Raw genomic sequence first — 26,484 nt, 5'->3', positions numbered from 1 at the left:
ATCTTTTAAATTTTTAACGAGGTAGTCAGATGGTTGACAATGATGGCTACCGCCCGAATGTAGGAATTGTAATTTGTAATCGACAAGGCCAGGTATTATGGGCTCGTCGCTATGGACAACATTCATGGCAGTTTCCTCAAGGGGGCATTAATTCTGAAGAATCGCCAGAACAGGCGATGTATCGGGAATTATTCGAAGAGGTTGGGTTGGATCGTAAAGATGTTAAAATATTGGCATCTACCCGGAACTGGTTACGTTACAAATTACCTAAACGTTTGGTGCGTTGGGACACAAAGCCAGTTTGTATTGGGCAAAAGCAACGTTGGTTTTTATTACAATTGGTTTGTAATGAACATAATATTAATGTGCAAACAAGTAAAACGCCTGAATTTGATAGTTGGCGTTGGGTGAGTTATTGGTACCCTGTTCGTCAGGTTGTTTCTTTTAAACGCGATGTTTATCGGCGTGTGATGAAAGAATTTGCTCCGATCGTTATGTCACTGCAAAGTAGTGTAGTGACATCATATAAGAGTCATAACTATAGGCGTAAACGTGGCTAAATAAATTTAACAAAAGTAGGTTAATATTTTAATGGCCGATTTTAGTTGCTTATAAAGCAAAGTGAGAGTAGTGAAAACTACTCTTGTTTGTTTTTTGACAGAATTTGCTTGCCAAAATAGGCATTGAATAGATTGGTTAATGTATTTAATCAATAGGATACCATTAGATTTTAAACCGCATGCAGTCATGCAATTCTATCAAACTCTATAAAACTAAAGAGTGGAGACGATGAATAATAGTTATATTGTGTTTCCTAATATTGATCCTGTTATATTCTCGATTGATCCAGTAGCCCTTCATTGGTATGGTTTAATGTATTTGGTGGGATTTGTTTTTGCTTTATGGCTGGCAAAGCGAAGGGCTGGTAAAGCGAATAGCGGTTGGACGAAAAATGAAGTTGAAAATCTGCTCTATATCGGTTTCTTAGGCGTCTTTATTGGCGGGCGTCTAGGCTATGTTTTATTTTATAATTTGCCTGTCTTCTTGAACAATCCGTTGTATCTATTTAAAGTCTGGGACGGAGGAATGTCTTTTCATGGCGGGTTAATTGGTGTGATATGTGCCATGTGGTGGTATGCTCGCAGAACCCATCGCCATTTTTTTCAAGTTGCCGATTTTGTTGCACCATTAATTCCCTTTGGATTAGGCATGGGACGTATTGGTAATTTTATTAATGGCGAGCTTTGGGGACGTATAACATTAGATACGCCATGGGCAATATTATTCCCAGGTTCACGAACAGAAGATATTCAAATCGTCAGTCAAGACCCTTCTTTATTACCAATTTTACAACAGTATGGTGTATTACCACGTCACCCTTCCCAACTTTATGAGATGTTTTTTGAAGGGATTATTTTATTTATTATTTTGAATTTGTTTATTCGTAAGCCCCGTCCAATGGGGAGTGTTTCAGGATTATTTTTGATTGGTTATGGTGCTTTCCGTATTTTTATTGAATTTTTCCGGCAGCCAGATGCGCAGTTGGGGCTATTTGGTGGTATAAGTATGGGACAAATTCTATCAATCCCTATGATTATTATTGGTATTTTTATGATGGTCTGGGCATATAAGAAGGATAGCCATTGTACAAATTATTCTATTACTAGCAAGGTAGAAAAGAGTAAGTAGCAGAGGATAACAATAGGTTTTTTTTATTTATAGGATTAAATAATAAATTTTTAGCGGGTAATAATAATGAAACAATATCTGGATTTATGTCAGCGTATTATTGATGAAGGTCAGTGGGTAGAAAATAAACGCACAGGTGTTCGGTGTTTAACAATTATTAATGCTGATCTTGAATACGATGTCGCAAATAACCAGTTTCCTTTAATTACAACTCGTAAAAGTTTTTATAAAGCAGCTATTGCTGAATTACTAGGTTACCTAAGAGGTTATTCAAGCGCTGCACAATTTCGAGATATTGGCTGTAATACATGGAATGCCAATGCAAATGAAAATCAGGCATGGCTCAATAATCCGAACCGTAAAGGTGAAGATGACATGGGGCGGGTTTATGGTGTTCAGGGGCGTTCGTGGCAACGGCCTGATGGTACTTATTTAGATCAGCTACAAAAAGTCATTAGTAACCTTTCGGTTGGGATAGATGATCGTGCGGAAATAATCACTTTTTACAATCCGGGTGAATTTGAATTAGGTTGTTTACGCCCTTGTATGCATACTCACACTTTTTCTCTGTTAGCTGACACACTCTATTTAACTTCATACCAACGTAGTTGTGATGTTCCTTTAGGACTGAACTTTAATCAAATTCAATGTTTTGTTTTACTGGCACTCATTGCCCAGATCACGGGTCACAAACCAGGTAAGGTTTATCATAAGATAGTGAATGCTCACATTTATGAAAATCAACTTTCAATCATGCGTGATATCCAGTTGAAGCGTGCTCCTTATTCTTTGCCACAATTGCGGATTAATCCTGACATTAAGACATTAAAAGATATTGAAAGCTGGGTAAGTAGTAATGATTTTGAGGTCATTGGTTATCAATTTCATGATGCAATTAAATATCCATTTACGGTATGACGACTTTTATCGGTTACTGTAATCATCCAATGTGCAATCAGTAACGATCCTCTCATGACTATTTTTAATTAATATTATGGTTGCATTAGTAAATAAATAGCTTCTGAAAACATTAAAATTTGGGAGGCGTTTCTATTTTTGTTTTCCAATTTTTTGTAATACAAAATTTTTAATAGACCTGTTTCCCTTCTATCTCATTTGACGATTTATTTTTTTATCCTAAATACATAACAATAGTCTGTGTTAATTGGGCTACATATGGCAAAAACAGATGCGCCAACAAGGGTTCACAGTGCTTGAAATTATCATTGCGATTGCCATAACTGCGTTGATTGCTGTTGTTAGTATTAAGGGATGGCGAAATTATCAACATAAAATACATTTAATTATTGTCACACAAAAAGTTGCTGCTTTTATTGCCCGTCACCAAATGCAGGCAGCATATTTGAATCAGGAGAGGAAATTAATAATTAAAACGGATAAAACCTCAAATTGGATGCTGATAGTAACAATTAAAGGTAAAAAGGATAGCCAACCAAGTAAAGAGATGAAGTTGATCAATAGGCATAATGAAATTGTGTTACAAAATTACAGCCGAGTATCGACCTTGTTGCTTGGCAAAAGAGGAACAGCATTACCAACTACTTTACGTTTTAGCAATCACTCAGAAGATATTTTGATCATTATTTCTGCTTTGGGGCGAGTGCGTTTATGTAGTCATCAAAGGCTGGGAGGAATAGCCAGGTGCTAAATAGACCAATTTCTTTTAGTCTAAAGCAACAAGGTTTTTCACTGATTGAAGTCCTAATCAGCTTAATGATAAGTAGTATTGTTTTTCTCGCTATTATAACGCTATATCCCTTATTAACGCAGCAAATTAATCGATTATATCAAACTTATCATCTTGATATGATGGCAAGACAATTCTTATTAATGTTGGAAAAGGATGCTCGACGTTCAGGTTATTGTTTTGGCGATTGTGTTGGAATGGCATTGAAAATCAGTGAAAAAAAAGGGGAAGCAGAGCATTCCTGCATCCATCTTATTTACGATTACAATTTAGATGGCAAATGGGAAAAAGCAAAAGATGAGACTTCTGATTTCTTTATCTATCGTATGCATCAAGGTAGGTTGCAAATACACCGTAGTAGAGAAGATTGTGAAGGACAAGGATGGATAAACCTATTTGATCCCAAAAAAATAGTGGTTTCGCAATTTGCATTAACAGCAGTAACAATGGATAAGAAACGTTTTTTAACTGTGTTTTTAAGTCTATTTCCACGAGCATATCCAGATCTATTAAGGGAATATAAACTGAAAATTTATTTAAGAAATCAATCAATATGAAACAAATAAATTGGTTTTTTTCCCACAAAATCCAACAGCAAGGGAGCATTTTATTAATGGCAATAATAATGCTGATTACTATGAGTTTATTAATGTTAAAAGCATTGCATCATCATCAGGATAATCTATTGCAGATGTTGGAAAGTGAACAACATTATTGGCTTTTTTTTGAGCAAGCAGAGTCTGCATTAGCATGGGGAAAGTATCAACCTTGGATTATTAATAAGGAAAAAAATTCTTCCTGGTCTTGTCAGCAGCCGTTAGGTGCTAATTTCAAAAGTTGTTTGCGCCACTATAAAAATGATTATTTTCTATTAGCCGGCCATGCTTATTTTGACAATAAAACGGTATTTTCACTTTATCTATGGCTCAAAGCAGATAAAAATGTAATGTCTGGTTTTATTCCTTTAAGGCAAGGATGGCTGGATTTTTGTCTAGTTAAAAGAACGGAATTTTGTCAATGAAACGCGCTAAACTCAATAGGCAATCTGGCATGGCAATAACCGAAGTGATGATTGCTATAGCGTTATTTGCTATTTCAGCTATAGCATTAATAAAATATGTTCATAATCTAAAGGCAGGCTTTTTTCTTGCCTGGCAAAAAACACAACAATTTAGATTGATGCACACTTTTTTTGAAAGTGAAGAAGCAATGCTAAGCATTGATTCTACTATCGCTGATATAACGAATAATACACTTAAAAATACTGATTTATCATATCATTATGTGAATGTTACAGATACTTGTAAGCAAATGTTAATTACATTTAAGATGCCTTACAATCATTTGACAACTGCATCAAGGTGGTACTGTTCGTCAGGGAGAGGGTATGCTACAAATTTATCATTCTAATCAATTAGAAATTCATAAAGAACTGATTTCTAGTTTGATCAAAAATGATCCCTTGGCCAATCCGTTTGAACAAGAAATTATTTTGGTTCAAAGTCCAGGTATGTCGCAATGGCTACAAATAGAGCTTGCACAAAGTTTAGGAATTGCTGCTAATATTTCTTTTCCTCTACCGGCAACTTTTATTTGGGACATGTTTACTCGGGTTTTACCTGATATTCCAAAAGAGAGTGCTTTTAGCAAAGGGGCAATGGCTTGGAAATTAATGACAATTTTACCATCCTTGCTACACGAGCCGGAGTTTGAACCACTAAGACAATATCTGAATGAGGATACGGGTAAACGCAAGTTGTATCAGTTATCCGGTCGTATTGCCGATTTGTTTGATCAATATTTAGTTTACCGTCCACAATGGTTAGAAAGCTGGCATAAGAAACAACTAATTGAGGGATTAAGTGATAATCAGCAATGGCAAAAACGCCTTTGGTTAGCATTAATTGAGTATACTGAAAAACTTAATCAACCTAAATGGCATCGCGCAAATCTCTATCAACAATTTATACAAAGTTTGCAGGTTAATGTGCCTTCACATATTACCTTGCCAAAACGCGTATTTATCTGTGGTATTGCTGCATTACCCCCCGTCTATTTGCAGGCATTAAATGCCCTCGGCCAACATATAGATATTCATTTAATGTTTACTAACCCATGTCGTTATTATTGGGGAGATATTCAGAGCTATGCTTTTTTGGCAAAACTTGAGCGGCGTAAGTTAAAGGATTATCGTGATCAACATGAAATTATGCGTTTTAAGAGAGAAGGTTCATCTGATACTTTATTTAATCAACAAGGTGAACAATTTCTGACTAATCCACTTTTAGCTTCTTGGGGCAAGTTAGGACGTGACAATCTCTATTTTCTTTCTCAATTGGAGCAATCGAATGAAATTGCTGCCTTTGTAGATTTACCATGTGATAGTTTATTGCACCAGGTTCAAAGAGATATTTTGGATTTAGAAGATCATGCTCAACTGGGTTTAACCGAAGCAAGTTACAATAATAGTTTTTTAAAAAGGCAATTAAGCAAACAGGATAAATCACTGACATTTCATTCATGCCATAGCCCACAGCGTGAAGTAGAAGTACTGCAAGATTATTTGTTACGTCTATTTGAGGAAGATGCAACCCTAACCCCCAAAGATATCATTGTGATGGTGGCGGATATTGACAGTTATGCACCTTATATTCAGGCTGTGTTTAGTCATGTATCAACTGAACGTCAGCTCCCTTTTTCTATCTCAGATCGAAAAGCTCGGCAGGTGCATCCTATTTTACAAGCTTTTATTTCATTACTTGATTTACCCCAAAGTCGTTTTACGACAGAGCAAGTATTAGCATTGTTGGAAGTACCTGCCCTGGCTCGACGATTTTCTATCTATGATGATGAATTACTTTTATTGCGTCGATGGATCAACGAATCAGGTATACGCTGGGGGCTTAATGATGAAAATATTGCAATGTTGGAGTTACCGGTAACAGGTCAGAATACATGGGCCTTTGGTTTAAATAGAATGCTGCTTGGCTATGCGATGGATAGTCATGTAGGGACTTGGAATAAAATTTTGCCTTATGATGAATGTACAGGTTTGGCCGCACAATTAGCGGGGCAGCTTGCCACATTTATTGATTCATTAACCAACTGGAGAAGTATCCTTAATCAGGAAAGGAAACTGTCAGAATGGTTGCCATTATGTCAATGTCTGTTAGATGCTTTTTTTGAGACTGATGAACAAATTGAATCGATATTCATTTTTATACTTCAACAATGGCAGAAAACTATTGAGACTGGAATAGTGACAAAATATGAAGATAGGGTTCCTCTATCGCTTATTCGTGATGAGCTAGTCGCATGTTTTGATGATGAAAAGATTAGTCAACGTTTTCTTGCTGGTGCAATTAATTTTTGTACTCTAATGCCAATGCGTTCTATCCCTTTTAAAGTTGTGTGTTTATTAGGTATGAACGATCGGATATATCCACGTTCTATACCGCCATTAGGATTTGATTTAATGGCTGAACAGCCACAACGAGGTGACAGAAAGCGTCGAGATGATGATCGTTATCTCTTTTTGGAGGCTTTAAATTCCGCTTCTCAACTATTTTATCTTAGCTATATTGGCCATGCGATGCGTGACAATCAACCACAGAATCCCTCAGTGCTAGTAAATGAATTACTGGATTATATCAGCCAAAGTTTTTGTTTAGAGGGCGATGAACAATTAAATGTTGATGATAGTGCTGACAGAGTAAAAGAACATTTAGTTACTAAGCACACTCGAGTACCTTTTGCGACAGAGAATTATGTACCTAATAGCATTCATCAGAGTTATGCCACCGAATGGTTAGCAGCCGCAAAAAAACAAGGTAATCCACCGACTGAATTCTGTACGCAGTTGGCGCCAATGCTAGAACATGAAAATGAAATATTATTAGAGCAGTTACTCTCTTTTTATCGCCACCCGATCCGAGCTTTTTTTCAACAAAGGTTAAAAGTTAATTTTTTTAATGAAGAAGTACAATTACCGGAGAATGAGCCCTTTATTGTAAATAATTTGCAACGCTATAAATTTAATGAGCGCTTACTTAACGCTATGATTTATGAAGCGTCACTGGAGGAGCTGTTCGCGACTTTACGAGCAACGGGTGGATTACCGGCAGAACATTTTGGTCAAATTTATTGGGAAAAACAGATCCAAGATATGCAGCCATTAGCAGATAAAGTAAAGATAAATTGTCATGAATGTTTTAACAAACTATTCGTTGAACCTTTTGACAATGCTCGCTTGGTCGGACAATTACGAAATATTCAGCAAAACGGTATTATTCGTTATCGTCCTGCAAATTTAACGATTAATGATGGTTTATCACTATGGATAGAACATTTAATTTTTTGTTTAACGGTTAGAGCTGGTGAAAGTTACTATTGGGGGAGAGATAATAGTGAATGGTGTTTTGTACCAGTGGATAAATATCAGGCGAAAATATATTTACAACAGCTTATTAATGGTTATCAAGAGGGAATGAACTCGCCATTGCCACTTTTTAATAAAAGTGGCTGGAATTGGTTAATGTCATGCTATAACAAAAAGAGTGATCAATTTGATTTTGAGTCTGATGCTGTTTTGCAAAAAGCAAAAATGCAATTTATCCAATCTTTACAAGGCACATATAATCAGCCAGGCGAGATAGAAGATAGCTATATTGGCCGGGCTTTCAGTAAAATAGATAACAATTTGCTTAAAATAATACAAAAAAAGGCACGTACTTACTTATTGCCAATGGCAATTTTTAGAAAAAAATAGAAAGAGGGTGTAATAAGATGCTTAAAATGACAAGGGTTGTTATGAAAAACATGATAGTCGTGCTCTTATTATTATTTGGTACCGTAAGCTTTGCTAAGCAGAATTGGCAAGTTTTGCCTGATAAGATAAATAAAAGTGAAAAAGATACTCGAGGGTATCAGGCAATAAAACTTGCTAACAATATGATTGTATTGTTGGTGTCTGATCCGAAGGCCAGTAAATCATTAGCTGCAATCACTTTACCAGTAGGTACAATGGAAAGTCCGGATCAACAACTTGGTTTGGCGCATTATCTTGAACATATGGTATTGATGGGGTCTAAACGCTATCCTGAACCAAGTGCAATATCAGAGTTTTTGCAAAAACATGGCGGCAGTCATAATGCTAGTACGACTGCAAATCTTACGGCTTACTACTTAGAGGTTGAAAATGGTGCTTTAAGAGCTGCCACAGATCGCTTGGCAAGCGCACTAGCTGAGCCATTGCTTGATCCAAAAAATGCGGCTCGAGAACGTAATGCTGTTAATGCAGAATTAACAATGGCACGAGCTCGTGATGAAATGCGATTATGGCAGGTTCGTTCTGAGACACTTAATCCGGCTCATCCTAATTCACGTTTTTCTGGTGGAAATTTAGAAACGTTAAGTGATAAACCAGGTAGTCGTTTACAGACTGAGCTCAAGAATTTTTATTATCGCTTTTATTCGGCTAATTTGATGAAAGGTATTTTGTATGGCAATCAATCATTAAATCAATTAGCTAAAATTGCAGTTGAAACTTTCGGCCGCATTCCGGATCGAAAGGTTATTGTTCCAGAGATAACAGTACCTGCTATAACCGATAAAGAAAAAGGAATAATTATTCATTATGTGCCAGCACAACCTAAAAAAGCTTTACAACTGGAATTTAGTATTGCAAATAATATAACTGAATTTCGTAGTAAGACTGACGAATATATTGGTTATTTAATAGGAAACCGCAGTCATAATACCCTTGCTGATTGGTTGCTAAAAGATGGACTTGCTGAAGAAATTAATGTAGACGTGGCACCCAATGTTGATCGTAATAACGGCATTTTTTCGATTAATGTTTTATTGACAGATAAGGGATTGGAAAATAGAGATAAGATTATTGCAGCAATATTTTCTTATATTGATTTATTAAAAGAGAAAGGTATTAAGAACAATTATTTTAACGAGATCGCTAATGTTTTAAAACTTTCTTTTCAACATGATTCCATTGTGCGTGATATGAATTATATTCAACAACTATCTAATCAAATGTTGAATGTGCCAATCGCCCATGTGCTTGATGCCAATTACATTGCTGATCGTTTTGATCCTAAAGCAATAAGTAGCCGTTTAGCACAATTAACTGCCAAGAATGCTAGAATTTGGTTTATTGCACCAAATGAACCCCATAATAAAGAAGCCTATTTTCTCAATGCGCCTTATCAAGTTGATAAAATTAACAGCCAGCAATATCAGCGCTGGGCTGAGTTAAAAAAAACAATCCATTTTTCGTTACCTGAATTGAACCCTTATATTGCTAATGATTTTTCTTTAATTAAACGTTCCCGTCATTATCAGCATCCTGAATTAGTATATGAGCAAGGAAATGTGCGGATAGTTTATATGCCAAGTCAATATTTCGCTGATGAACCTAAAGGGGGTATCGCTTTAGATTTACGTAATGAGCAGAGCAATAAAACGGCTAAATCTCAAGTTAGTGCAGCGTTATTAGAATACTTAGCCACTTTGAAATTGTCTCAATTAAGTTACCAAGCGTCGGTCGCTGGAATGGAGCTTGTGGTTTCCTCAAATTTAGGGTTGCAATTGAAAACGAGTGGTTATACTCAACATCTAGCTGAATTGACAACAAAAATGATCAAGGAATTTCTTACCTTTACAGTTTCTGCTGACGAAGTTGCGCAAGCAAAATCATGGTATAGAGAACAGCTTGAAGTTACTAATAACCTTAAAGACTTTGAGTTGGCAATGCAGCCAAAACAACGTTTAGAAAATGTACCTTATTTTGAGCAAGGACAGCGCTTAAAGGCCTTAGAAACGATTACAGCAAATGACATCTTAAACTACCGTCAAGATACTATTGCAAATGCAGCCCTACAAGCAATTGTTTTTGGCAATCTAACACAGAAGCAAGGGATTGATATTATTAAGTCCATTTATCATTTATTAAATAATAAAGGTAAAAATTGGTGGAGAGGAGATATTATTGTTGTAGATAAACAGCATAAAGTAAATTTTCAACATCAAGCAAATAGTACGGATAATGCGTTAGCAGAAATATTTATTCCGACAGGATATGACCGTTATAGTGGATTTGTATTATCAAATATTTTGGCCAATATTTTGCATCCTTGGTTTTTTGAACAACTGAGGACGCAAGAGCAATTGGGCTATGCTGTATTTGCCTTTAATACTAATTTTGGTGAGCAATGGGGATTAGGTTTTTTATTACAAAGCAATAATAAAACTCCCGCCTATTTGAATGGACGTTATCAAAATTTTTATCAATTAGCCTTTAAAAAATTAAATGCGTTGCAAAAAAAAGATTTTGAGCAATATAAAAAGGCACTATTGACGGAAATGGAACAGCCTCCGCAAACTTTTTATGAAGAGATAGATCGTTTTTTACCCGATTTTGCGAGGAATAATTTTGCTTTTGATAGCAGAGAAAAAATAATCAAAATGTTGAAAACAGTTACACAACAGGATTTAGTAACTTTTTATAATAATGCCATCTTGCAACAAAAAGGTTTAGCTTTTGTTTCACAAATTATAGCCAAAGGTGTTAATAAAGAGGGTTATGCTCAATTAAAAGATTGGATAACTTATCCCACGGCGTCTGAATTACAAAAGATTTTGCCAATTGAGGTAGATGCTAAGTGAGGAATAGGAGAATACAAGCTTATCAACTGGATCCTTATCGTTTGCCTCTTTATGGTCAACGGCTGATAGAAGCTTCAGCAGGAACAGGAAAAACCCATACGATAGCTTTACTCTATTTGCGATTATTATTGGGTGTTGGGCAAAAAAATGCATTTTCTCGTCCATTAAGTGTAGAAGAGATTTTAGTGGTAACTTTTACAGAAGCGGCAACCGATGAGTTACGATCACGTATTCGCCACAATATTCATCAGATGAGAATGGCTTGTATTAGAGATGGTATTGGTTTTGATGAAAATTCAATATATCGAACCTTACTATCTTCTATTGCAGATAAAAATGTGGCCGCTCAATGGTTACTTGCTGCTGAACGTCAAATGGATGAAGCAGCGATTTATACCATCCATGGTTTCTGTCAACGCATGTTGGTGCATAATGCTTTTGAGTCAGGCATGCTATTTGAGCAATCAATAATAAAAGACGAACATACCTTACAGCAACAGGCTTGTGCTGATTTTTGGCGCTGTAACTGCTATCCATTGGATTATTCTATATCAAAGGTTATTGTTGACGAATGGAGTGATCCAGAAACACTGTTAGCTGAAATAAAGCCTTATTTACAAGGAGATATTCCAGCCTTTATCAACCAACCCATTGAAGCTCAATCAATAAAACAGCGTCATAAAACGCTAATTGATACGATAAAAATAGTAAAAGAGCAGTGGCTTATAAATTCGGCCAGTTTCCTTGATTTAATTAGTAATTCCGCTGTAAATAAACGTAGCTATAGTCGCCGTAATTTACCGGTTTGGTTAGCCACGGTCAATAGCTGGGCACAGTCAGCGACCGTAGATTATAAAACACCGAAAGAACTGGCTCGCTTTTCCCAATCTGAACTGCTAGATAAGACACCAACGGGTAATGTACCAGAACATGAGGTTTTTCTTGCTATTGATAATTTATTGCAACAATCACTTACATTACGTGATCTTATTATTTCAAAAGCAATTATCAACATTCGGCAAACGATTGTTCAAGAGAAAAAACGGCGTGGAGAAATTGGATTTGATGATTTATTAAGTTATTTAGATCAGGCATTGCAGGCCGAAGGTGGAGAGCGATTAGCTAACGCGATTCGTAATCGCTACCCAGTTGTTATGGTCGATGAGTTTCAAGATACGGATCCGCAACAATATCGAATTTTTCAGCGTATTTATCAAGGGCATAATCATTGTTGTCTATTATTTATTGGTGATCCTAAACAAGCTATTTATGCTTTTCGTGGTGCGGATATTTTTACTTATCTTAAAGCTAAGGATCAGATTGAATCACACTATACCCTTGATACCAATTGGCGCTCTTCACCAAATATGATTGCGGCAGTTAATCAATTATTTAGTCGGGTAGCAAAGCCGTTTGTATTTGAGCAAATACCGTTTAATGCCGTTAATCCAGCCCCTGCGAATCAGCATTTAGCGTTTATTCATAAAACAGAAAAACTATCAGCATTAAATTTTTGTTATTTAGACAAAGAAAATGTTTCAACTTTGGATTATCAGCAAACGATGGCCCACCAGTGTGCTAGTCAGATATGTGATTGGCTTAAAGGGGGCGAGAATGGGACAAGCTGGCTGTATCGAGATAATGTAAAACAGCCGGTAACGGCTGCCGATATTATGGTGTTAGTCAGAAGCCGTCGTGAAGCAGTAATAATACGAGAAGCGTTAAGTAAATTTAATATTTCGTCAGTTTTTCTTTCTAATCAAGAAAGCGTTTTTGCTACTGATGAAGCGCGCGATTTATTATGGTTATTACAAGCCGTGCTCTCACCTGAAAAGGAACGCACGCTACGTTGTGCATTGGCTACCCGTTTAATCGGGCTAAATGCACAAGATATTGAACAATTAAACCAGGATGAAAATCAGTGGGAAATACGGGTTGAAGAGTTTGCCAATTATTTATTGCTTTGGCAGCGACATGGTATTTTGCCTATATTACGAGCTATTATGGTTAACCACCGAATTGCTGAAAACCTGCTAATGGATAATATAGAGGGTGAACGGCGCTTGATGGATGTGATGCATCTTAGTGAATTGTTGCAAGAGGCTGAATTACAACTTGATAGTGTGCATGCTCTAGTCCGCTGGTTAGCACGGCAGATAGACCAACCGGATGCTTTATTAGAAAACCAGCAGATACGTTTAGAGAGTGATAAGCACTTAGTTAGTATTAGTACCATCCATAAATCTAAAGGTTTAGAATTCCCGATTGTTTGGCTACCCTTTGCTTGTCAATTCTCTCAGCAAAAATTGGCCACTTTTCATGATCGTGATAATTTTCAAACATGTCTTGATCTGACACAACAAGAAGAGAGCATTAGGCTGGCTAATGAAGAACGTTTAGCAGAAGATTTGCGGTTGTTATATGTTGCACTAACGCGCTCAAAATTTCATTGTAGTGTTGGTATTGCCCCTTTAATAAAAGGTCGCGTGAGTAGGGAAAGTGGTGACACTGATTTACATCAAAGCGCATTAGGTTACTTATTACAAAACGGCCAACAAGGCAATGCCGCTCTTTTACGCGATGCTTTAGGCGCATTAGCTAGTGAAAATATTAGTATCACAGCCATTAGTGATATTAACCTATCGCCTTGGTATCCTAAAGAAAATAAACCTGTGAAGTTATTGGCGCGAAATTTTACAGGTCAGATCCAAAATAGCTGGCGAGTTACTAGCTACTCAGGATTAACTTATCATGATATATATTCTTTATCTGATAAGTTTACTGCTAGTGATGTAAATATTGAGATTGCTATCCAAGCTTTGGCACCTAAAATGGACGCTGATGCGCAAGGTGACGATTTGTTGGTTCAAGGTGAAATAGCAGATAGAAGTGTTCATACCTTTCCTAAGGGCGCCACAGCAGGAACTTTTTTACACTCCTTGTTGGAATTATTGCCATTTAATCAACATCCGCAAGAGTCTTGGTTAGCTGAAAAATTAGCACAAGCCGGTTTTTCTGTTGATTGGGCACCTTTGCTAAAAATGTGGCTAATAAATATTTTTGACACTCCATTACTTAAAAATAATTTCAGTTTGTCAAAGATCACACCTGAGTATCAATTAAATGAAATGCAATTTCATTTACCAATAGAAAAATTATTATCGCCATCTGAATTAGACAGATTGGCCCATCAATATGATGTCTTATCCCAACGTTGTCCACCACTTAGGTTTGAGCCAGTAACAGGTGTTTTAAAAGGTTATATTGATTTAGTTTTCTGCTGGCAAGACAAATTTTATCTGCTTGATTATAAATCAAATTGGTTAGGAGAAAATAGTCTGGCATATAGTCAGCAGGCAATACAGAGCTCGATGATTGATCATAGATATGATTTACAGTATCAGCTTTATACATTAGCTTTGCATCGTTATTTACGAAATCGTTTGCCTGGTTATGATTATCAAAACCATTTTGGTGGTGTTATTTACCTTTTTTTGCGAGGGGTTGATATTAATAACCTTGGTTATGGTATTTATCATACAATTCCTGCTTATGAGTTAATTAATGGCTTGGATGAGCTATTTAATGCAACTAATCGAGGTGAAGAAGGATGATAACTTTACTAAAGCGAGCTGCTGAGCTTAATTTGTTTAATTCTTTAGACGTACAGCTTGCTATTCGGTTAGTGGAAAATGAAAACCCGTTATTATTATTGATATTTGCATTATTGAGCGCTGAAACTCGAGCAGGGCATGTTTGTTTGTTTATTGATAAGCTCCAACCACTCTATTTATTTGAAGGTAGGCAGGTTGAAATGGCTTTTGCCCTATGGGAAATGGCGGGAACGCCTGATAGTAGCAGGATCTATGCTGAGCTTAAACAATGTAATGCTGTTTGTGATGCTCAGCAACCCACAGCTAAGCCATTAGTGTTATCAGATAACAAACTCTATTTTCAGCGGATGTGGGCTGATGAAGGATTAGTGGCTGACTTTTTTTCTCGTCATGTGTTAGAAACCGTTGATGAACAGCGGCTAGCAACTATTTTAACGCATTTTTTTACGCCCTCGAACACACAAGATTGGCAAAAAATAGCTGTGGCAGTTGCAGTAACCAGTCGGATTGCTGTTATTTCTGGTGGGCCAGGTACTGGTAAAACAACGACAGTAGCACGTTTATTAGCCACTTTAGTCAAATTAAGTCATGAAAAGTTAATCATTCAGTTAGCAGCACCGACAGGAAAAGCGGCTGCACGATTAACTGAATCATTAAATAATGCATTATTAAAACTGAATTTATCTGCAACTGAGCAAGCGGTTATTCCCGAACAAGCGCAGACTATTCATCGTTTATTAGGTGCTCAACCAGATAGCCAGTTATTACGTTATCATAAAGACAATCCACTGTTATTAGACGTATTAATAGTTGATGAAGCATCGATGATTGATTTGCCTATGATGGCCAGATTGATTGAAGCCCTGCCTCACCACGCACGTGTTATTTTGTTAGGTGACAGAGATCAATTAGCTTCGGTTGAAGCGGGTGCTGTTCTCGGTGATCTTTGTCGTTTTTCCGAATGCGGATATAGTCGTACAAGAGCAGCACAACTGACTAAAATCACTGACTGTGATTTATCTGATTTTATATCGAACGAAGGACCAGATGTTAAAGATCGGATTTGCTTATTACGAAAGAGCTATCGTTTTGATGCACAATCAGGAATTGGTCGACTGGCTACGGCAATTAACCAAGCTAATATCAAATATGTTGAGCAGCTATTAACACAGCCAAGTGCGGATATTGCTTTTCACTCAATTGATTCGCCTGTGAGATATGGCAAATTAATTTCTGATGCTACTGCATGCTACCGTTATTATCTGGATATGATAAAAGCGGGTCGCGATCCTGAAGAGATCCTGACTGCTTTTAATCGTTATCGCTTATTAGCTGCTCTAAGGGAGGGACCATACGGGGTTATAGGGCTAAATGACAAGTTAGAACAGCTTTTGCATCGTCAGGCAAGTATTCGACGTTCAGCGTATAGCTGGAATAAAAACTATGAAGGCCGCCCAATCATGATCACTAAAAATGATCGTCCTCTTGGTTTATTTAATGGGGATATTGGTATCATGCTACGCGATGGACAACAGGGTTTAAAAGCTTATTTTCAGTTGCCAAATGGGGTGGTTAAAAGAATACAACCCAGTCGTTTACCTCAGCATGAAACTGCCTTTGTGATAACTGTACATAAATCTCAAGGGTCAGAATTTGAACATGCCGCATTGGTTTTACCACCAATTTTTACACCTATTCTTAGTAAAGAGCTTATTTATACGGCAATTACACGAGCGAAAAATCAGCTGACGATTTATGCTGATCGTCATGTTTTTGCTAAAGCGCTAGTGACGCCGACAGAGCGGCGCAGTGGTTTGACTGAGCGTTTAGTTTGATGAAAGTAGAATTTATTTAGCTTGCTGGTTTGTTTTATATTATTCATAGCCAACGCAATAAAAAAATAAATTTTTAAGCATAATGAACAGGATTAGAATATTGCGGTATATAACTTTAGTTTCCGCTTTTATCAATGAATAAGTTATTTGTATTAGTTATTATTCTTATTTTTATATTAATTGTTTTTTAGAAGTATAAATGGTCGATATTTGAGATGCTGCATAAAATATTTGAACCTTATTATTATTCGATGGAAGGATGCAAATAAATGTTAAATTCAATCAATCATACATCTCAGATTAGTGATCATTCATCTCAGGTAGTTAACCAACAGGTGGCTTCTGCCTTAACAGGGGCAAATACAGAAAATAAAATAGTTTCTCAATTTCTAACAGTATGAAATTCTTATATTGATTTGCACGAGATAAAAATAAAAGAAAATGATTTATTTGATGCAGTTAAAAAAAAATTCACATCTTCTAGTTATCTCGAATACCCTGAGTCCACTGAGCAGACGAAAAGGTTTTATCAAGCTGGATTAGCCATCGGGATTGTGCATGATTATCAACCGGTTGATATAATTTCAGAAATAGCGGTTGCAAAAAAGAAGGCAGATCACATTTACAATAATTTGCCTATAAAAAATCAGCTAGATGAGCCAGAAGTAGTAATTGAAAATAGAGGAAAAGCTTTTGTAGCAAGTTTTCTATCGGCTAGTACTGTTTTGGATTCGACGGTCTATGCTCAGGCATTAAATATTGGTAGTGGGGTTATAAATGCTATGCCTACTGATAATCTAATGGTTAATCATTTTTCAACGATGTGGAATTTGCGTGATTCTCTTGCAGCGTCAGCACCAAAGCCTGCAATTGAAACAACTAATTAACCGTTATTTTATTTTTGGATCTTCTCTTGGTTAAATAGAGAAGATCCGCTATTTTTTTGCTTAATAGCAATAGAAATTTTTGTTTATTTAAATAATGTATTTTTTATTACAATAGAGTTTATTAATTAAATTTTTAATTAGTTTTATAGTAATCTAATTAATATTAAGTATTAAAATTTTTGAGCATCGTTGGTAATTATAAAGAGATTGTTTTTTTATTGGCAACATATCAACTTTTGCCGGCAAAAAACCTCTTTCCTGAAACCAATGTGTACTTTGGGTTGTTAATACAAAAAGTTTTTCTAATTTTAAATTTTTGGCTTGCAGAGTAATGTGTTCAAGCAGTTTTTCTCCTCTTGATAAATTACGATAGTCAGGATGTACAGCCAGGCAAGCCATTTCTCCCGACTTTTCTTCTAAATAGGTATAAAGTGCTGCGCAAGCGATGACCAAATTTTCTCGTTCGATGATAGTATATTTGTCGATTTCCATTTCTAATTGTTCACGTGAACGGCAAATCAGTATTCCTTGCTGTTCTAGCGGTTGAATTAATTCTAATATTCCACTGATATCATTAATATTAGCTCGACGAATTTGTTCAGAATTTTCCATTATAATTTGGGTACCAATACCCTTGTGAGAAAAAAGTTCTTGTAACAAAGCGCCACTCTCTTGATAGCTTATTAAATGGCTACGACGAACACCCTGCCGGCATGCTTTAGTTGCGCTACGTAGAAAAGGGAGTATGTCAGAATGATTATTGTGTTGTTTTTCCAGTTCATCAATATGTATTTCAGCATCATTCGGTGAGAGTTGCGATAATATATTGCCATTTTTATCACTGATACCTTGTGAAGAGCAAAATCCAATTAATTTATCTGCTTTGAGCTTAATCGCTAATTGGCTTGCGATGGTTTCCGTGGCTAGATTAAAACTTTCTCCCGTTACAGAAACAGCAATTGGACCAATTAATACAATGGAACCGCGCTCTAATTGATAATTGATAGCGATATCATCGATTCGGCGTATACCTCCGCTGTGACAATAATCAACACCCTTGTCGATCCCTAAAGGTTGAGCAATAATAAAATTACCACTGACGACATTAATATGGGCACCTTGTAATGGAGTATTGTTGAGACTCATCGATAACAGAGCGGTAATATCCCATTGTAATGTAGCTGATATTTTTTTAGCTAACTCCATGGTATTGGCATCTGTGACGTGAATATTTTTATGGTAGATTGCCGGATATTGACGGGTTAAGAGTTTTTTATCTATCTGTGGGCGTATACCATAAACTAAAACCAATCGAATACCCAGACTGTGTAATAAACCGATATCGCTAATGATATGAGTAAAATTTTTATCTGCGATAGCGTTACCGTTCAATGTAATAACAAAAGTTTTATCGCGATGTATATTAATATAGGGAACAGAGTGGCGAAATCCATTAACTAAATCAGTACTACGTCCTTCCATATGTTTCTCATATAAATGATTGTTCCTAATGAAAGTCTTTTTATGATTTTTGACACAAAATAGCAAGAAAAAATGCATGAAAAATCATCATTATTGTTTCAGAATATATGAGTGACTAATTATTTTTAGAGAGTAATTTATTAATGACAGCTCATTAATGTTTGGTTAAAGTTTTCTATAGTTATTTTTTTGTTGTTGATAATATTGAGCGGTTTGTAATTATTTGATGTTTTAAGTGGGTTTTTCGATGGATCATTCAAAACACGGTTTTTCACGACGACGTCTTCTGCAAGGAGCAGCTGCGACTATACTGTTAAGTATTAGTCCATTGGGGCTAGCCTTGTCTTCAAGTATAGTTGCTATTCGTATTTGGCCTGCTTCTAGTTATACCAGAGTAACTTTAGAATCGAATATTGCTTTAAAATATCGTCAATTTGCTTTGTCTGCTCCTGATCGGATTGTCGTGGATTTAGAAAACGTACAATTAAATAGTGTCTTGCAAGGGGTAGGCAAGCAAATCAGTTCGCGTGATCCTTATCTGAAATTAGTCAGAGTAGGGCAATTTGATCAAAAAACGGTTCGATTAGTTTTTGAAGTGAAAACTCATGTTGAACCACAAATGTTTACTATTGCACCTGTTGCTGGTTTTAAACATCGCTTAGTTGTTGATTTTTATCCTGCTTCTGGTGTTTACACTGATGACGATCCGTTATTAGCACTACTAGAAGATTACAATAAAGGTAAATTGGATGATGCGTTGCCGGTTATAACGAAAAAGCCAGGTAAAGCAGGTAGAGATAGGCCGATTGTCATTATGATCGATCCTGGTCATGGTGGGGAAGATCCTGGTGCGATAGGAAAATATAAAACGCGGGAAAAAGATATTGTATTGCAAATTGCGCGGCGATTAAAAATATTAATTAATCGTGAACCTAAGATGAAAGTTTATATGACTCGTAATGAAGATGTATTTATTCCTTTAAAAGTACGAGTTGCAAAAGCAAGAAAAATGCAGGCTGATTTATTTGTTTCTATTCACGCTGATGCCTTTACTAATCGTAAAGCGAGAGGTTCCTCCGTATTTGCATTATCAACCAAAGGCGCCACCAGTAATACCGCTCGATATTTAGCACAAACACAGAATGAGGCAGATCTGATTGGTGGTGTCAGTAAAAGTGGTGATAAATATCTTGATCACACCATGTTTGATTTAGTTCAGACAGCGACTATTAATGATAGCTTGAAATTTGGTACCGAAGTGCTTAAACGGATGGGTAACGTGAACAAGTTGCATAAGAACATCGTTGATCAAGCGGGTTTTGCGGTATTAAAGGCACCAGACATTCCGTCTATTCTGGTTGAAACGGCTTTTATTAGTAATATTGAAGAAGAACGAAAATTAAAAACAGCAAAATTCCAACAGCAGATGGCGGAATCTATTTTCCGGGGTATTAAAGCTTATTTTGACAACGGTGGAAAACTGGCTTTGCGTTAAGCGTGTTAATTAGATAAATAATAGCTTTGTCGGGAAACTAATCTGATATTAAACGAAAGATGGTTGCGGGAGCCGGATTTGAACCGACGACCTTCGGGTTATGAGCCCGACGAGCTACCAAGCTGCTCCACCCCGCGTCTGAAATGATTCTTGTTTTTAATATTGGTTGCGGGAGCCGGATTTGAACCGACGACCTTCGGGTTATGAGCCCGACGAGCTACCAAGCTGCTCCATCCCGCGCCTGAAATGGTTAATGTTTTTTATTGGTTGCGGGAGCCGGATTTGAACCGACGACCTTCGGGTTATGAGCCCGACGAGCTACCAAGCTGCTCCACCCCGCGTCTGAAATGGTTAATGTTTTTTATTGGTTGCGGGAGCCGGATTTGAACCGACGACCTTCGGGTTATGAGCCCGACGAGCTACCAGGCTGCTCCATCCCGCGTCTGAAATGATTCTTGTTTTTAATATTGGTTGCGGGAGCCGGATTTGAACCGACGACCTTCGGGTTATGAGCCCGACGAGCTACCAGGCTGCTCCATCCCGCGTCTGAAATGATTCTTGTTTTTAATATTGGTTGCGGGAGCCGGATTTGAACCGACGACCTTCGGGTTATGAGCCCGACGAGCTACCAGGCTGCTCCATCCCGCGCCTGAAATGGTTAATGTTTTTTATTGGTTGCGGGAGCCGGATTTGAACCGACGACCTTCGGGTTATGAGCCCGACGAGCTACCAGGCTGCTCCATCCCGCGTCCGATAGCGGCTCACTATACTCAGGATCAGATCCGATGCAAGTTTTTTTCTTAAATATTGCGATATTTTATTATATCTTGTACATAAAAAAGACTTGATGATTAATTTTTGTTCTTTTATGCATATTAGGTATCATGCTTATTGATATAAGAAGTCAGCAAAAAATGATAGCCAAAAAAGTAATCAACAAATAAATACTTATTTTTTTAATGGTAATATAAAAGTAGTTATTTAATTATTATCTTAAATCAGTAAAATATTTTATCAGAAATTATCTTGATGATCGGGTGAGGGTATAATTTATTACTAATTTAAATATCCAGAATGAGGTCAATTAAGCAGATAAGAATGAAACAGATAATATAAGCTAATCGTTATTAGCTAATCGGTTATTACGGCCTGCAGATAAATAGATAACGAGTCGGTTTTATTATCATAATAGATATAATCAGGATTTGAATTAATAAATTAGTTTCTTTTTTATTATTGGTGAACACGCTATTTTTATTAACTAAGGTTAGACATGCAATTACTCCTTTCACAAGCTTGGCTACGGCGCTTCGCTGGTATCGGCCGTCTCTATGGTCAAAAAGCGTTAATGCTTTTTGCTCGTTCCCATGTCTGTGTTGTTGGTATTGGTGGTGTAGGCTCATGGGCTGCGGAAGCATTAGCAAGAACAGGGATCGGCACTATCACACTGATTGATATGGATGATGTATGTGTGACAAATACTAATCGACAATTGCATGCATTGAGCGAAACTATTGGTCAATCAAAAGTTGAAGTCATGAAATCGCGTATTTTGCAAATTAACCCTGAATGTCAAATTAATATTATTGATGATTTTGTCTCGACGACTAATCTTGCTGAGCTGATATCAATGCAATTTGATTATGTAATTGATGCTATCGATAGCATACGGCCTAAAGCTGCTTTATTAGCTTATTGTCGTCGTTATAAAATCCCCATTGTGACCACTGGTGGCGCCGGTGGACAAATTGATCCTACCCAGATCCAAGTCAAAGATTTAGCGAAAACGATCCATGATCCCTTAGCTGCCAAATTACGTGAAAAATTAAAAAGTGATTTTAAAATAATCAAAAATAGCAAAGGTAAATTAGGTATTGACTGTGTTTTCTCGACCGAACAATTAGTTTATCCACAAAGTGATGGCACCGTCTGTAGGACTAAAAGTAATGTGGGAGGAACAATGCGTATGGATTGTGCCGCCGGTTTTGGAGCAGCAACAATGGTAACAGCTAGTTTTGGTTTTGTTGCGGTTGCGCATGTATTAAAAAAATTACAGCGTAAAATGATGGCTAGCGAAAGAAAATGAAATAATTTGCTAATTATTAGCAATCAAAGCGCATTTTGAGCGATTTTTTGGCAGGCTTAAACCCGTGATTGAATGTCATCAATTCTTGAAGTACTGAGTTGTTGAGCGAGTCCCATTTGTTTAAAATATCTACCTAATCAAGAGATAAAATTTGAGCGCTAGTTTTGTCTTGGATAACAGGGAAATATTGGCGAAATAGTGCTATAGAAAATGTTATTGGCATGAAAAGCACAGCTATCAAAATATTTAGGCTCTCTATATCTAATTATTGCAATTTTATCTTGTCAAAAATGATCTTTCTCACCAGGTTTGTTATATTCACTTAAAATTAGAAAAATAGTACTAGTCTTGATTAATAATATCTATTCTATCTGTATCATAAGTATATTATCCGATTATATTCGGCGATGAAAAAGATATATATTTAGTGGATAAAAAAACGCCGCGATAAATGCGGCGCGATAAAATTACTATGGACAGACAAGGTAAAAGTATAGGAGTGAAAATAGTAGTATTAACTATTCAACCTGGAAAAACCAGATAATTTGCAAACAAAACATCACATCCATAAAGCCAAGAATTTTATATAAATTAACAATTTAGCGATTCATTCAGGCCCAGGAAGCAGCCTTACTATAGACATATACTGGTTTATCTACAATGGACAATTTATAATGCTTCAGATTATAAAAACTAATGGATATATAAGGATGAGTAAGAAGCGATCATGTCAAAATGTATGCCTCCTCTTAATGCATTAAGGGTATTTGATGCTGCAGCCCGTCATTTAAGTTTTACTAAAGCAGCAGAAGAGCTTTATGTTACTCAGGCGGCAATAAGTCATCAAATAAAAGGTTTAGAAAATTTCTTGGGTTTGAAATTATTTCGTCGGCGTAATCGTTCATTATTATTAACTAAAGAAGGGCAAAGTTATTATTTAGATATTAAAGAAATTTTTTCTTCATTACGTGAAGCTACTCGGAAATTACAGGCACTTAGCGCAAAGGGAGCATTAACCGTCAGTTTATTACCGAGTTTTGCTATTCAATGGTTAGTGCCGCGTTTATCGAGTTTTAATCATGCTTATCCTGATATTGATGTACGTATACAGGCTGTTTATCATGAGGGAGATAAAATGGCCAATGATGTTGATGTGGCCATCTTTTATGGTTATGGTAATTGGCCAGGCTTAAGAACAGATCGTTTGTATGCGGAATACTTAATACCAGTTTGTGCGCCAGCCTTATTAGCGGGGCGTTATCCATTGAAAAAACCGCAAGATTTAATTCATCATACATTGCTACATGATTCTTCTCGGCGTGATTGGCAAGCTTATGCACGTCAATTATCATTACAAGACATTATTAATGTAGAACAAGGACCCATTTTCAGTCATAGTGCTATGGTTATTCAAGCCGCCATACATGGTCAAGGTATCGCATTGATTAATAACATTATGACAAAAAATGAACTTGATACAGGTCGTTTAGTATGTCCGTTTAATGATGTTTTAATTAGTAAAAAAGCTTTCTATTTGGTTTGTCATGATACTCAAGCGGAGTTAGGTAAGATTGCTGCATTTCGTCAATGGATCCTTGCAAAAGCAGCTAGCGAGCAACAAAAATGGGGATTTGTTACTGGTGAGCCGTAAACTATATGACAAGTAAAAAAATTAATTTAAAAAGGGAAAGGATATTAACGTGAATGCTCGTTTAATGTTGATATTTGCAGGAATTAGTGGATTTTTTTGCGTTGCATTTGGCGCAATAGGTTCACATTTATTATCACCTTTACTAAACCATGATCAAAGAGAATGGATTTGTATTGGTTTACGTTATCAATCAATGCATACTTTAGTACTGATGATATTAGGTGCTATTTTATTACGTAAAGTCATATTATGGTTTTACTGGGGAGGTATTTTCTTCAGTATAGGCATTTTATTGTTCAGTGGCAGTTTTTACTGTATGGCACTATTGCAGGTAAAATATTTTGCTCATTTGACACCAGTAGGCGGCTTTTGCTTTTTGATTGGCTGGATATTAATTGTTATTGGCGCAACTCGGCTTAGGAATCCAATAATACGTCATGAATAAAAATATTATTTTATATTGCCGTGCAGGATTTGAAAAAGAGTGTGCGGCAGAAATTACCGAGAAGGCTACGCAGATCGGTGTGTATGGTTATGCTAAAGTAAAAGATAATAGCGGTTATGTCTTATTTGAATGCTATCAGTCTACTGATGCAGAGCGTTTGGCTAAAGAGATACCCTTTGCCACATTAATATTTGCTCGCCAATTAGTAGTTGTTAGCAATTTATTGAAAGATTTGCCATCCGACGATCGCGTATCGCCGATTGTTGCGTTATTGCAAGGTGTCGTTGAACGGGCTGGTGAATTACGGGTTGAGGTGCCTGATACCAATGAGAGTAAAGAACTACTGAAATTTTGCCGTAAATTTACGGTGCCCTTACGTCATGCGCTTCGTCAACAAAAAATATTGTTATTAAAAGAAAACCATCAGCGTCCAGTTATACATGTATTTTTTATTGCGGCCGGTTGTTGTTATGTTGGCTATTCTTATGTGAATAACAATTCACCTTTCTTTATGGGGATCCCTCGGTTAAAACTGCCAGTTGATGCGCCAAGTCGTTCAACATTAAAACTGGAAGAGGCATTTCATCTATTTATTCCTTATGATGAATGGGAAGAGCGTTTAGCATCGGGTATGAAGGCAGTTGATCTAGGCGCTTGTCCAGGTGGATGGACATATCAATTAGTGAAGCGCAGTATGATGGTCGATGCGATTGATAATGGCCCAATAGCGAAAAGCTTAATGCAAACAGGTCAGGTACGGCATCATCGTATTGATGGTTTTAAATTTATCCCACACACTAAGAATATTACTTGGTTGGTTTGTGATATGGTTGAAAAACCAGCAAAAGTTGCTGCTTTAATAACAGGTTGGTTGTTAAAAGGATGGTGCCGGGAAGCAATATTTAATTTAAAGTTACCGATGAAAAAACGTTATCAAGAAGTTTTACATATTTTGCACAAAATATCACAGACACTAAACGAAAATGGTATTAATGCTCAAATTCAAGCGAAGCAACTCTACCATGATCGCGAAGAGATAACGGTACATGTAAGACGAATTTGGTCAGCCTCTATACCAGAACGGGATTAGAAAAGAAGTAATTAATAATAAAAATTTATATTTTTTACTGAGTTATGGGATAAATCTCAGTTGTTGCAAATTTCCATTTAACTGTAGATCCGTTTTAAGAGAAGCCACCTGTCGGCTAATGAAAGCTATTTTTTGCGCCGGTTCAATCCGTTTGCGCCATTTCTCAGGTATCGAGTTGATATTAGCAAAAATAGCCTCTAAGGTAGGATATTGCTGAAGTAAGGTTGCTGCGGTTTTAGGACCTATGCCGGTTATACCGGGGATTTTACTGCTGTTTATGCCAGTTAGTCCCCAATAATCCTGTAATTGTTCAGGTTTAACACCAAATTCTTTATTAACGAAAGATAAATCAAGCCAGCGTTTTTGAAAATAATCACGAATATAAATCGATGATGAAAGTAGCTGACAATAGCCTTTATCTGTTGAAATGATGGTGACACGATATCCGGCAGTAGCCACTTTAATTGCTAATGTTGCCGCCAGATCGTCTGCTTCATTTTCGAAGGCATGCCAACAGGCTAATCCTTGCGCTTTAAATGCGATTTCAAGGTTATTTATTTCATGATACAGATCCTCCGGCATGGCTTGTCGGCCAGCTTTGTATTGAGGTAAAAGTTGTTGCCGCCAGTTATTTGTCTGCTGTTCTTTGCTATCGAATATTGCCACTGCATGGGTGGGCAAAGTATGGTTAATCAGCTGGCGAAGAGTTGAAATACAAGCTTGTTCGCAAGGGCTTCCTTGAACAGCATGAATACGTCTGATTAGATTTAAAGCATCAACAATAAGTAAGTGGATCATGATTTTTTGTGCATCGTTTGTCTG

Annotated in this window: 19 protein-coding genes and 7 tRNA genes; 17 read left to right on the top strand and 9 right to left on the bottom strand. The window is 36.7% G+C overall.

Annotation, left to right across the window (positions count from 1 at the left end):
• The first annotated feature begins 29 nt into the window (after positions 1 to 29).
• From rppH to LDL57_RS03785, 12 genes are all read left to right on the top strand, one after another.
• Positions 30 to 560, top strand: a complete 531-nt coding sequence (gene rppH / locus LDL57_RS03840; RefSeq protein WP_180560147.1) for an RNA pyrophosphohydrolase — start codon at positions 30 to 32, stop codon at positions 558 to 560.
• Positions 561 to 789: 229 nt separating this feature from the next.
• On the top strand, positions 790 to 1,689 hold the full coding sequence (gene lgt, locus LDL57_RS03835; RefSeq protein WP_180560148.1) for a prolipoprotein diacylglyceryl transferase: 900 nt from the start codon (positions 790 to 792) through the stop codon (positions 1,687 to 1,689).
• A 66-nt stretch (positions 1,690 to 1,755) separates the two neighbouring features.
• Entirely contained in the window at positions 1,756 to 2,607 is an 852-nt protein-coding gene (locus LDL57_RS03830) for a thymidylate synthase (protein WP_180560149.1), read from the top strand.
• Positions 2,608 to 2,878: 271 nt separating this feature from the next.
• On the top strand, positions 2,879 to 3,358 hold the full coding sequence (locus LDL57_RS03825; protein WP_180560150.1) for a prepilin-type N-terminal cleavage/methylation domain-containing protein: 480 nt from the start codon (positions 2,879 to 2,881) through the stop codon (positions 3,356 to 3,358).
• Positions 3,352 to 3,954: a prepilin peptidase-dependent protein gene (locus LDL57_RS03820; protein WP_180560151.1), complete on the top strand. Its 603-nt coding sequence runs from the start codon at positions 3,352 to 3,354 to the stop codon at positions 3,952 to 3,954. Before LDL57_RS03825 ends, LDL57_RS03820 begins: the two co-directional genes overlap by 7 nt.
• Positions 3,951 to 4,418 carry a YgdB family protein gene (locus LDL57_RS03815; protein ID WP_180560152.1) on the top strand — a complete coding sequence of 156 codons (468 nt, stop codon included), beginning with the start codon at positions 3,951 to 3,953 and terminating at the stop codon, positions 4,416 to 4,418. The genes LDL57_RS03820 and LDL57_RS03815 overlap by 4 nt, the downstream gene beginning before the upstream one ends.
• Positions 4,415 to 4,807 carry a type IV pilus modification PilV family protein gene (locus LDL57_RS03810; protein ID WP_180560153.1) on the top strand — a complete coding sequence of 131 codons (393 nt, stop codon included), beginning with the start codon at positions 4,415 to 4,417 and terminating at the stop codon, positions 4,805 to 4,807. The genes LDL57_RS03815 and LDL57_RS03810 overlap by 4 nt, the downstream gene beginning before the upstream one ends.
• Positions 4,785 to 8,165 (top strand): exodeoxyribonuclease V subunit gamma, encoded by a 3,381-nt coding sequence (gene recC, locus LDL57_RS03805; RefSeq protein ID WP_225507086.1) that lies wholly within the window; start codon positions 4,785 to 4,787, stop codon positions 8,163 to 8,165. The genes LDL57_RS03810 and recC overlap by 23 nt, the downstream gene beginning before the upstream one ends.
• A 26-nt stretch (positions 8,166 to 8,191) precedes the next feature.
• On the top strand, positions 8,192 to 11,077 hold the full coding sequence (ptrA, locus tag LDL57_RS03800; protein ID WP_180560164.1) for a pitrilysin: 2,886 nt from the start codon (positions 8,192 to 8,194) through the stop codon (positions 11,075 to 11,077).
• Complete coding sequence (recB, locus tag LDL57_RS03795) at positions 11,074 to 14,691, top strand: exodeoxyribonuclease V subunit beta (protein ID WP_225507084.1); 3,618 nt, start codon at positions 11,074 to 11,076, stop codon at positions 14,689 to 14,691. The genes ptrA and recB overlap by 4 nt, the downstream gene beginning before the upstream one ends.
• Positions 14,688 to 16,526 (top strand): exodeoxyribonuclease V subunit alpha, encoded by a 1,839-nt coding sequence (recD, locus tag LDL57_RS03790; protein WP_225507082.1) that lies wholly within the window; start codon positions 14,688 to 14,690, stop codon positions 16,524 to 16,526. The genes recB and recD overlap by 4 nt, the downstream gene beginning before the upstream one ends.
• A gap of 416 nt (positions 16,527 to 16,942) precedes the next feature.
• Positions 16,943 to 17,413: a hypothetical protein gene (locus LDL57_RS03785; RefSeq protein WP_225507080.1), complete on the top strand. Its 471-nt coding sequence runs from the start codon at positions 16,943 to 16,945 to the stop codon at positions 17,411 to 17,413.
• Between the two features lie 153 nt (positions 17,414 to 17,566).
• Here LDL57_RS03785 and argA read toward each other — a convergent pair whose 3' ends face one another.
• Positions 17,567 to 18,895, bottom strand: coding sequence for an amino-acid N-acetyltransferase (argA, locus tag LDL57_RS03780; protein WP_180560158.1), 1,329 nt, complete (start codon positions 18,893 to 18,895; stop codon positions 17,567 to 17,569).
• Positions 18,896 to 19,142: 247 nt separating this feature from the next.
• Between argA and amiC the strand changes: the two genes are divergently transcribed.
• Positions 19,143 to 20,390 carry an N-acetylmuramoyl-L-alanine amidase AmiC gene (amiC, locus tag LDL57_RS03775; protein ID WP_180560159.1) on the top strand — a complete coding sequence of 416 codons (1,248 nt, stop codon included), beginning with the start codon at positions 19,143 to 19,145 and terminating at the stop codon, positions 20,388 to 20,390.
• 60 nt (positions 20,391 to 20,450) lie between these two features.
• Here amiC and LDL57_RS03770 read toward each other — a convergent pair.
• From LDL57_RS03770 to LDL57_RS03740, 7 genes are all read right to left on the bottom strand, one after another.
• Positions 20,451 to 20,527: transfer RNA gene (locus LDL57_RS03770), tRNA-Met, on the bottom strand.
• Between the two features lie 26 nt (positions 20,528 to 20,553).
• Positions 20,554 to 20,630 (bottom strand) — tRNA-Met (locus LDL57_RS03765).
• Between the two features lie 24 nt (positions 20,631 to 20,654).
• Positions 20,655 to 20,731: transfer RNA gene (locus tag LDL57_RS03760), tRNA-Met, on the bottom strand.
• A gap of 24 nt (positions 20,732 to 20,755) precedes the next feature.
• Positions 20,756 to 20,832 (bottom strand) — tRNA-Met (locus LDL57_RS03755).
• Between the two features lie 26 nt (positions 20,833 to 20,858).
• A tRNA-Met gene (locus LDL57_RS03750) sits at positions 20,859 to 20,935 on the bottom strand.
• A gap of 26 nt (positions 20,936 to 20,961) precedes the next feature.
• Positions 20,962 to 21,038: transfer RNA gene (locus tag LDL57_RS03745), tRNA-Met, on the bottom strand.
• 24 nt (positions 21,039 to 21,062) lie between these two features.
• Positions 21,063 to 21,139 (bottom strand) — tRNA-Met (locus LDL57_RS03740).
• Positions 21,140 to 21,663: 524 nt separating this feature from the next.
• On the opposite strand from LDL57_RS03740, the gene tcdA reads away from it, so the two are divergent.
• The 4 genes from tcdA to rlmM all read left to right on the top strand — a co-directional run bounded on the left by tcdA (position 21,664) and on the right by rlmM (position 25,662).
• On the top strand, positions 21,664 to 22,476 hold the full coding sequence (gene tcdA / locus LDL57_RS03735) for a tRNA cyclic N6-threonylcarbamoyladenosine(37) synthase TcdA (protein WP_180560472.1): 813 nt from the start codon (positions 21,664 to 21,666) through the stop codon (positions 22,474 to 22,476).
• Between the two features lie 727 nt (positions 22,477 to 23,203).
• Entirely contained in the window at positions 23,204 to 24,127 is a 924-nt protein-coding gene (locus tag LDL57_RS03730) for a transcriptional regulator GcvA (protein ID WP_180560471.1), read from the top strand.
• A gap of 64 nt (positions 24,128 to 24,191) precedes the next feature.
• On the top strand, positions 24,192 to 24,572 hold the full coding sequence (locus LDL57_RS03725) for a DUF423 domain-containing protein (RefSeq protein WP_180560478.1): 381 nt from the start codon (positions 24,192 to 24,194) through the stop codon (positions 24,570 to 24,572).
• Complete coding sequence (rlmM, locus tag LDL57_RS03720) at positions 24,565 to 25,662, top strand: 23S rRNA (cytidine(2498)-2'-O)-methyltransferase RlmM (RefSeq protein ID WP_180560470.1); 1,098 nt, start codon at positions 24,565 to 24,567, stop codon at positions 25,660 to 25,662. Before LDL57_RS03725 ends, rlmM begins: the two co-directional genes overlap by 8 nt.
• 42 nt (positions 25,663 to 25,704) lie before the next feature.
• On the opposite strand, the gene xni is transcribed toward rlmM, so the two are convergent.
• Positions 25,705 to 26,460, bottom strand: coding sequence for a flap endonuclease Xni (gene xni / locus LDL57_RS03715; protein ID WP_180560469.1), 756 nt, complete (start codon positions 26,458 to 26,460; stop codon positions 25,705 to 25,707).
• Positions 26,461 to 26,484 lie beyond the last annotated feature (24 nt).

Origin of the sequence: Arsenophonus apicola, assembly GCF_020268605.1 — a bacterium.
GTDB lineage: Bacteria > Pseudomonadota > Gammaproteobacteria > Enterobacterales > Enterobacteriaceae > Arsenophonus > Arsenophonus apicola.
Note: the sequence above shows the minus strand (reverse complement) of the source record. Positions and strands in the feature narration are given on the sequence as shown.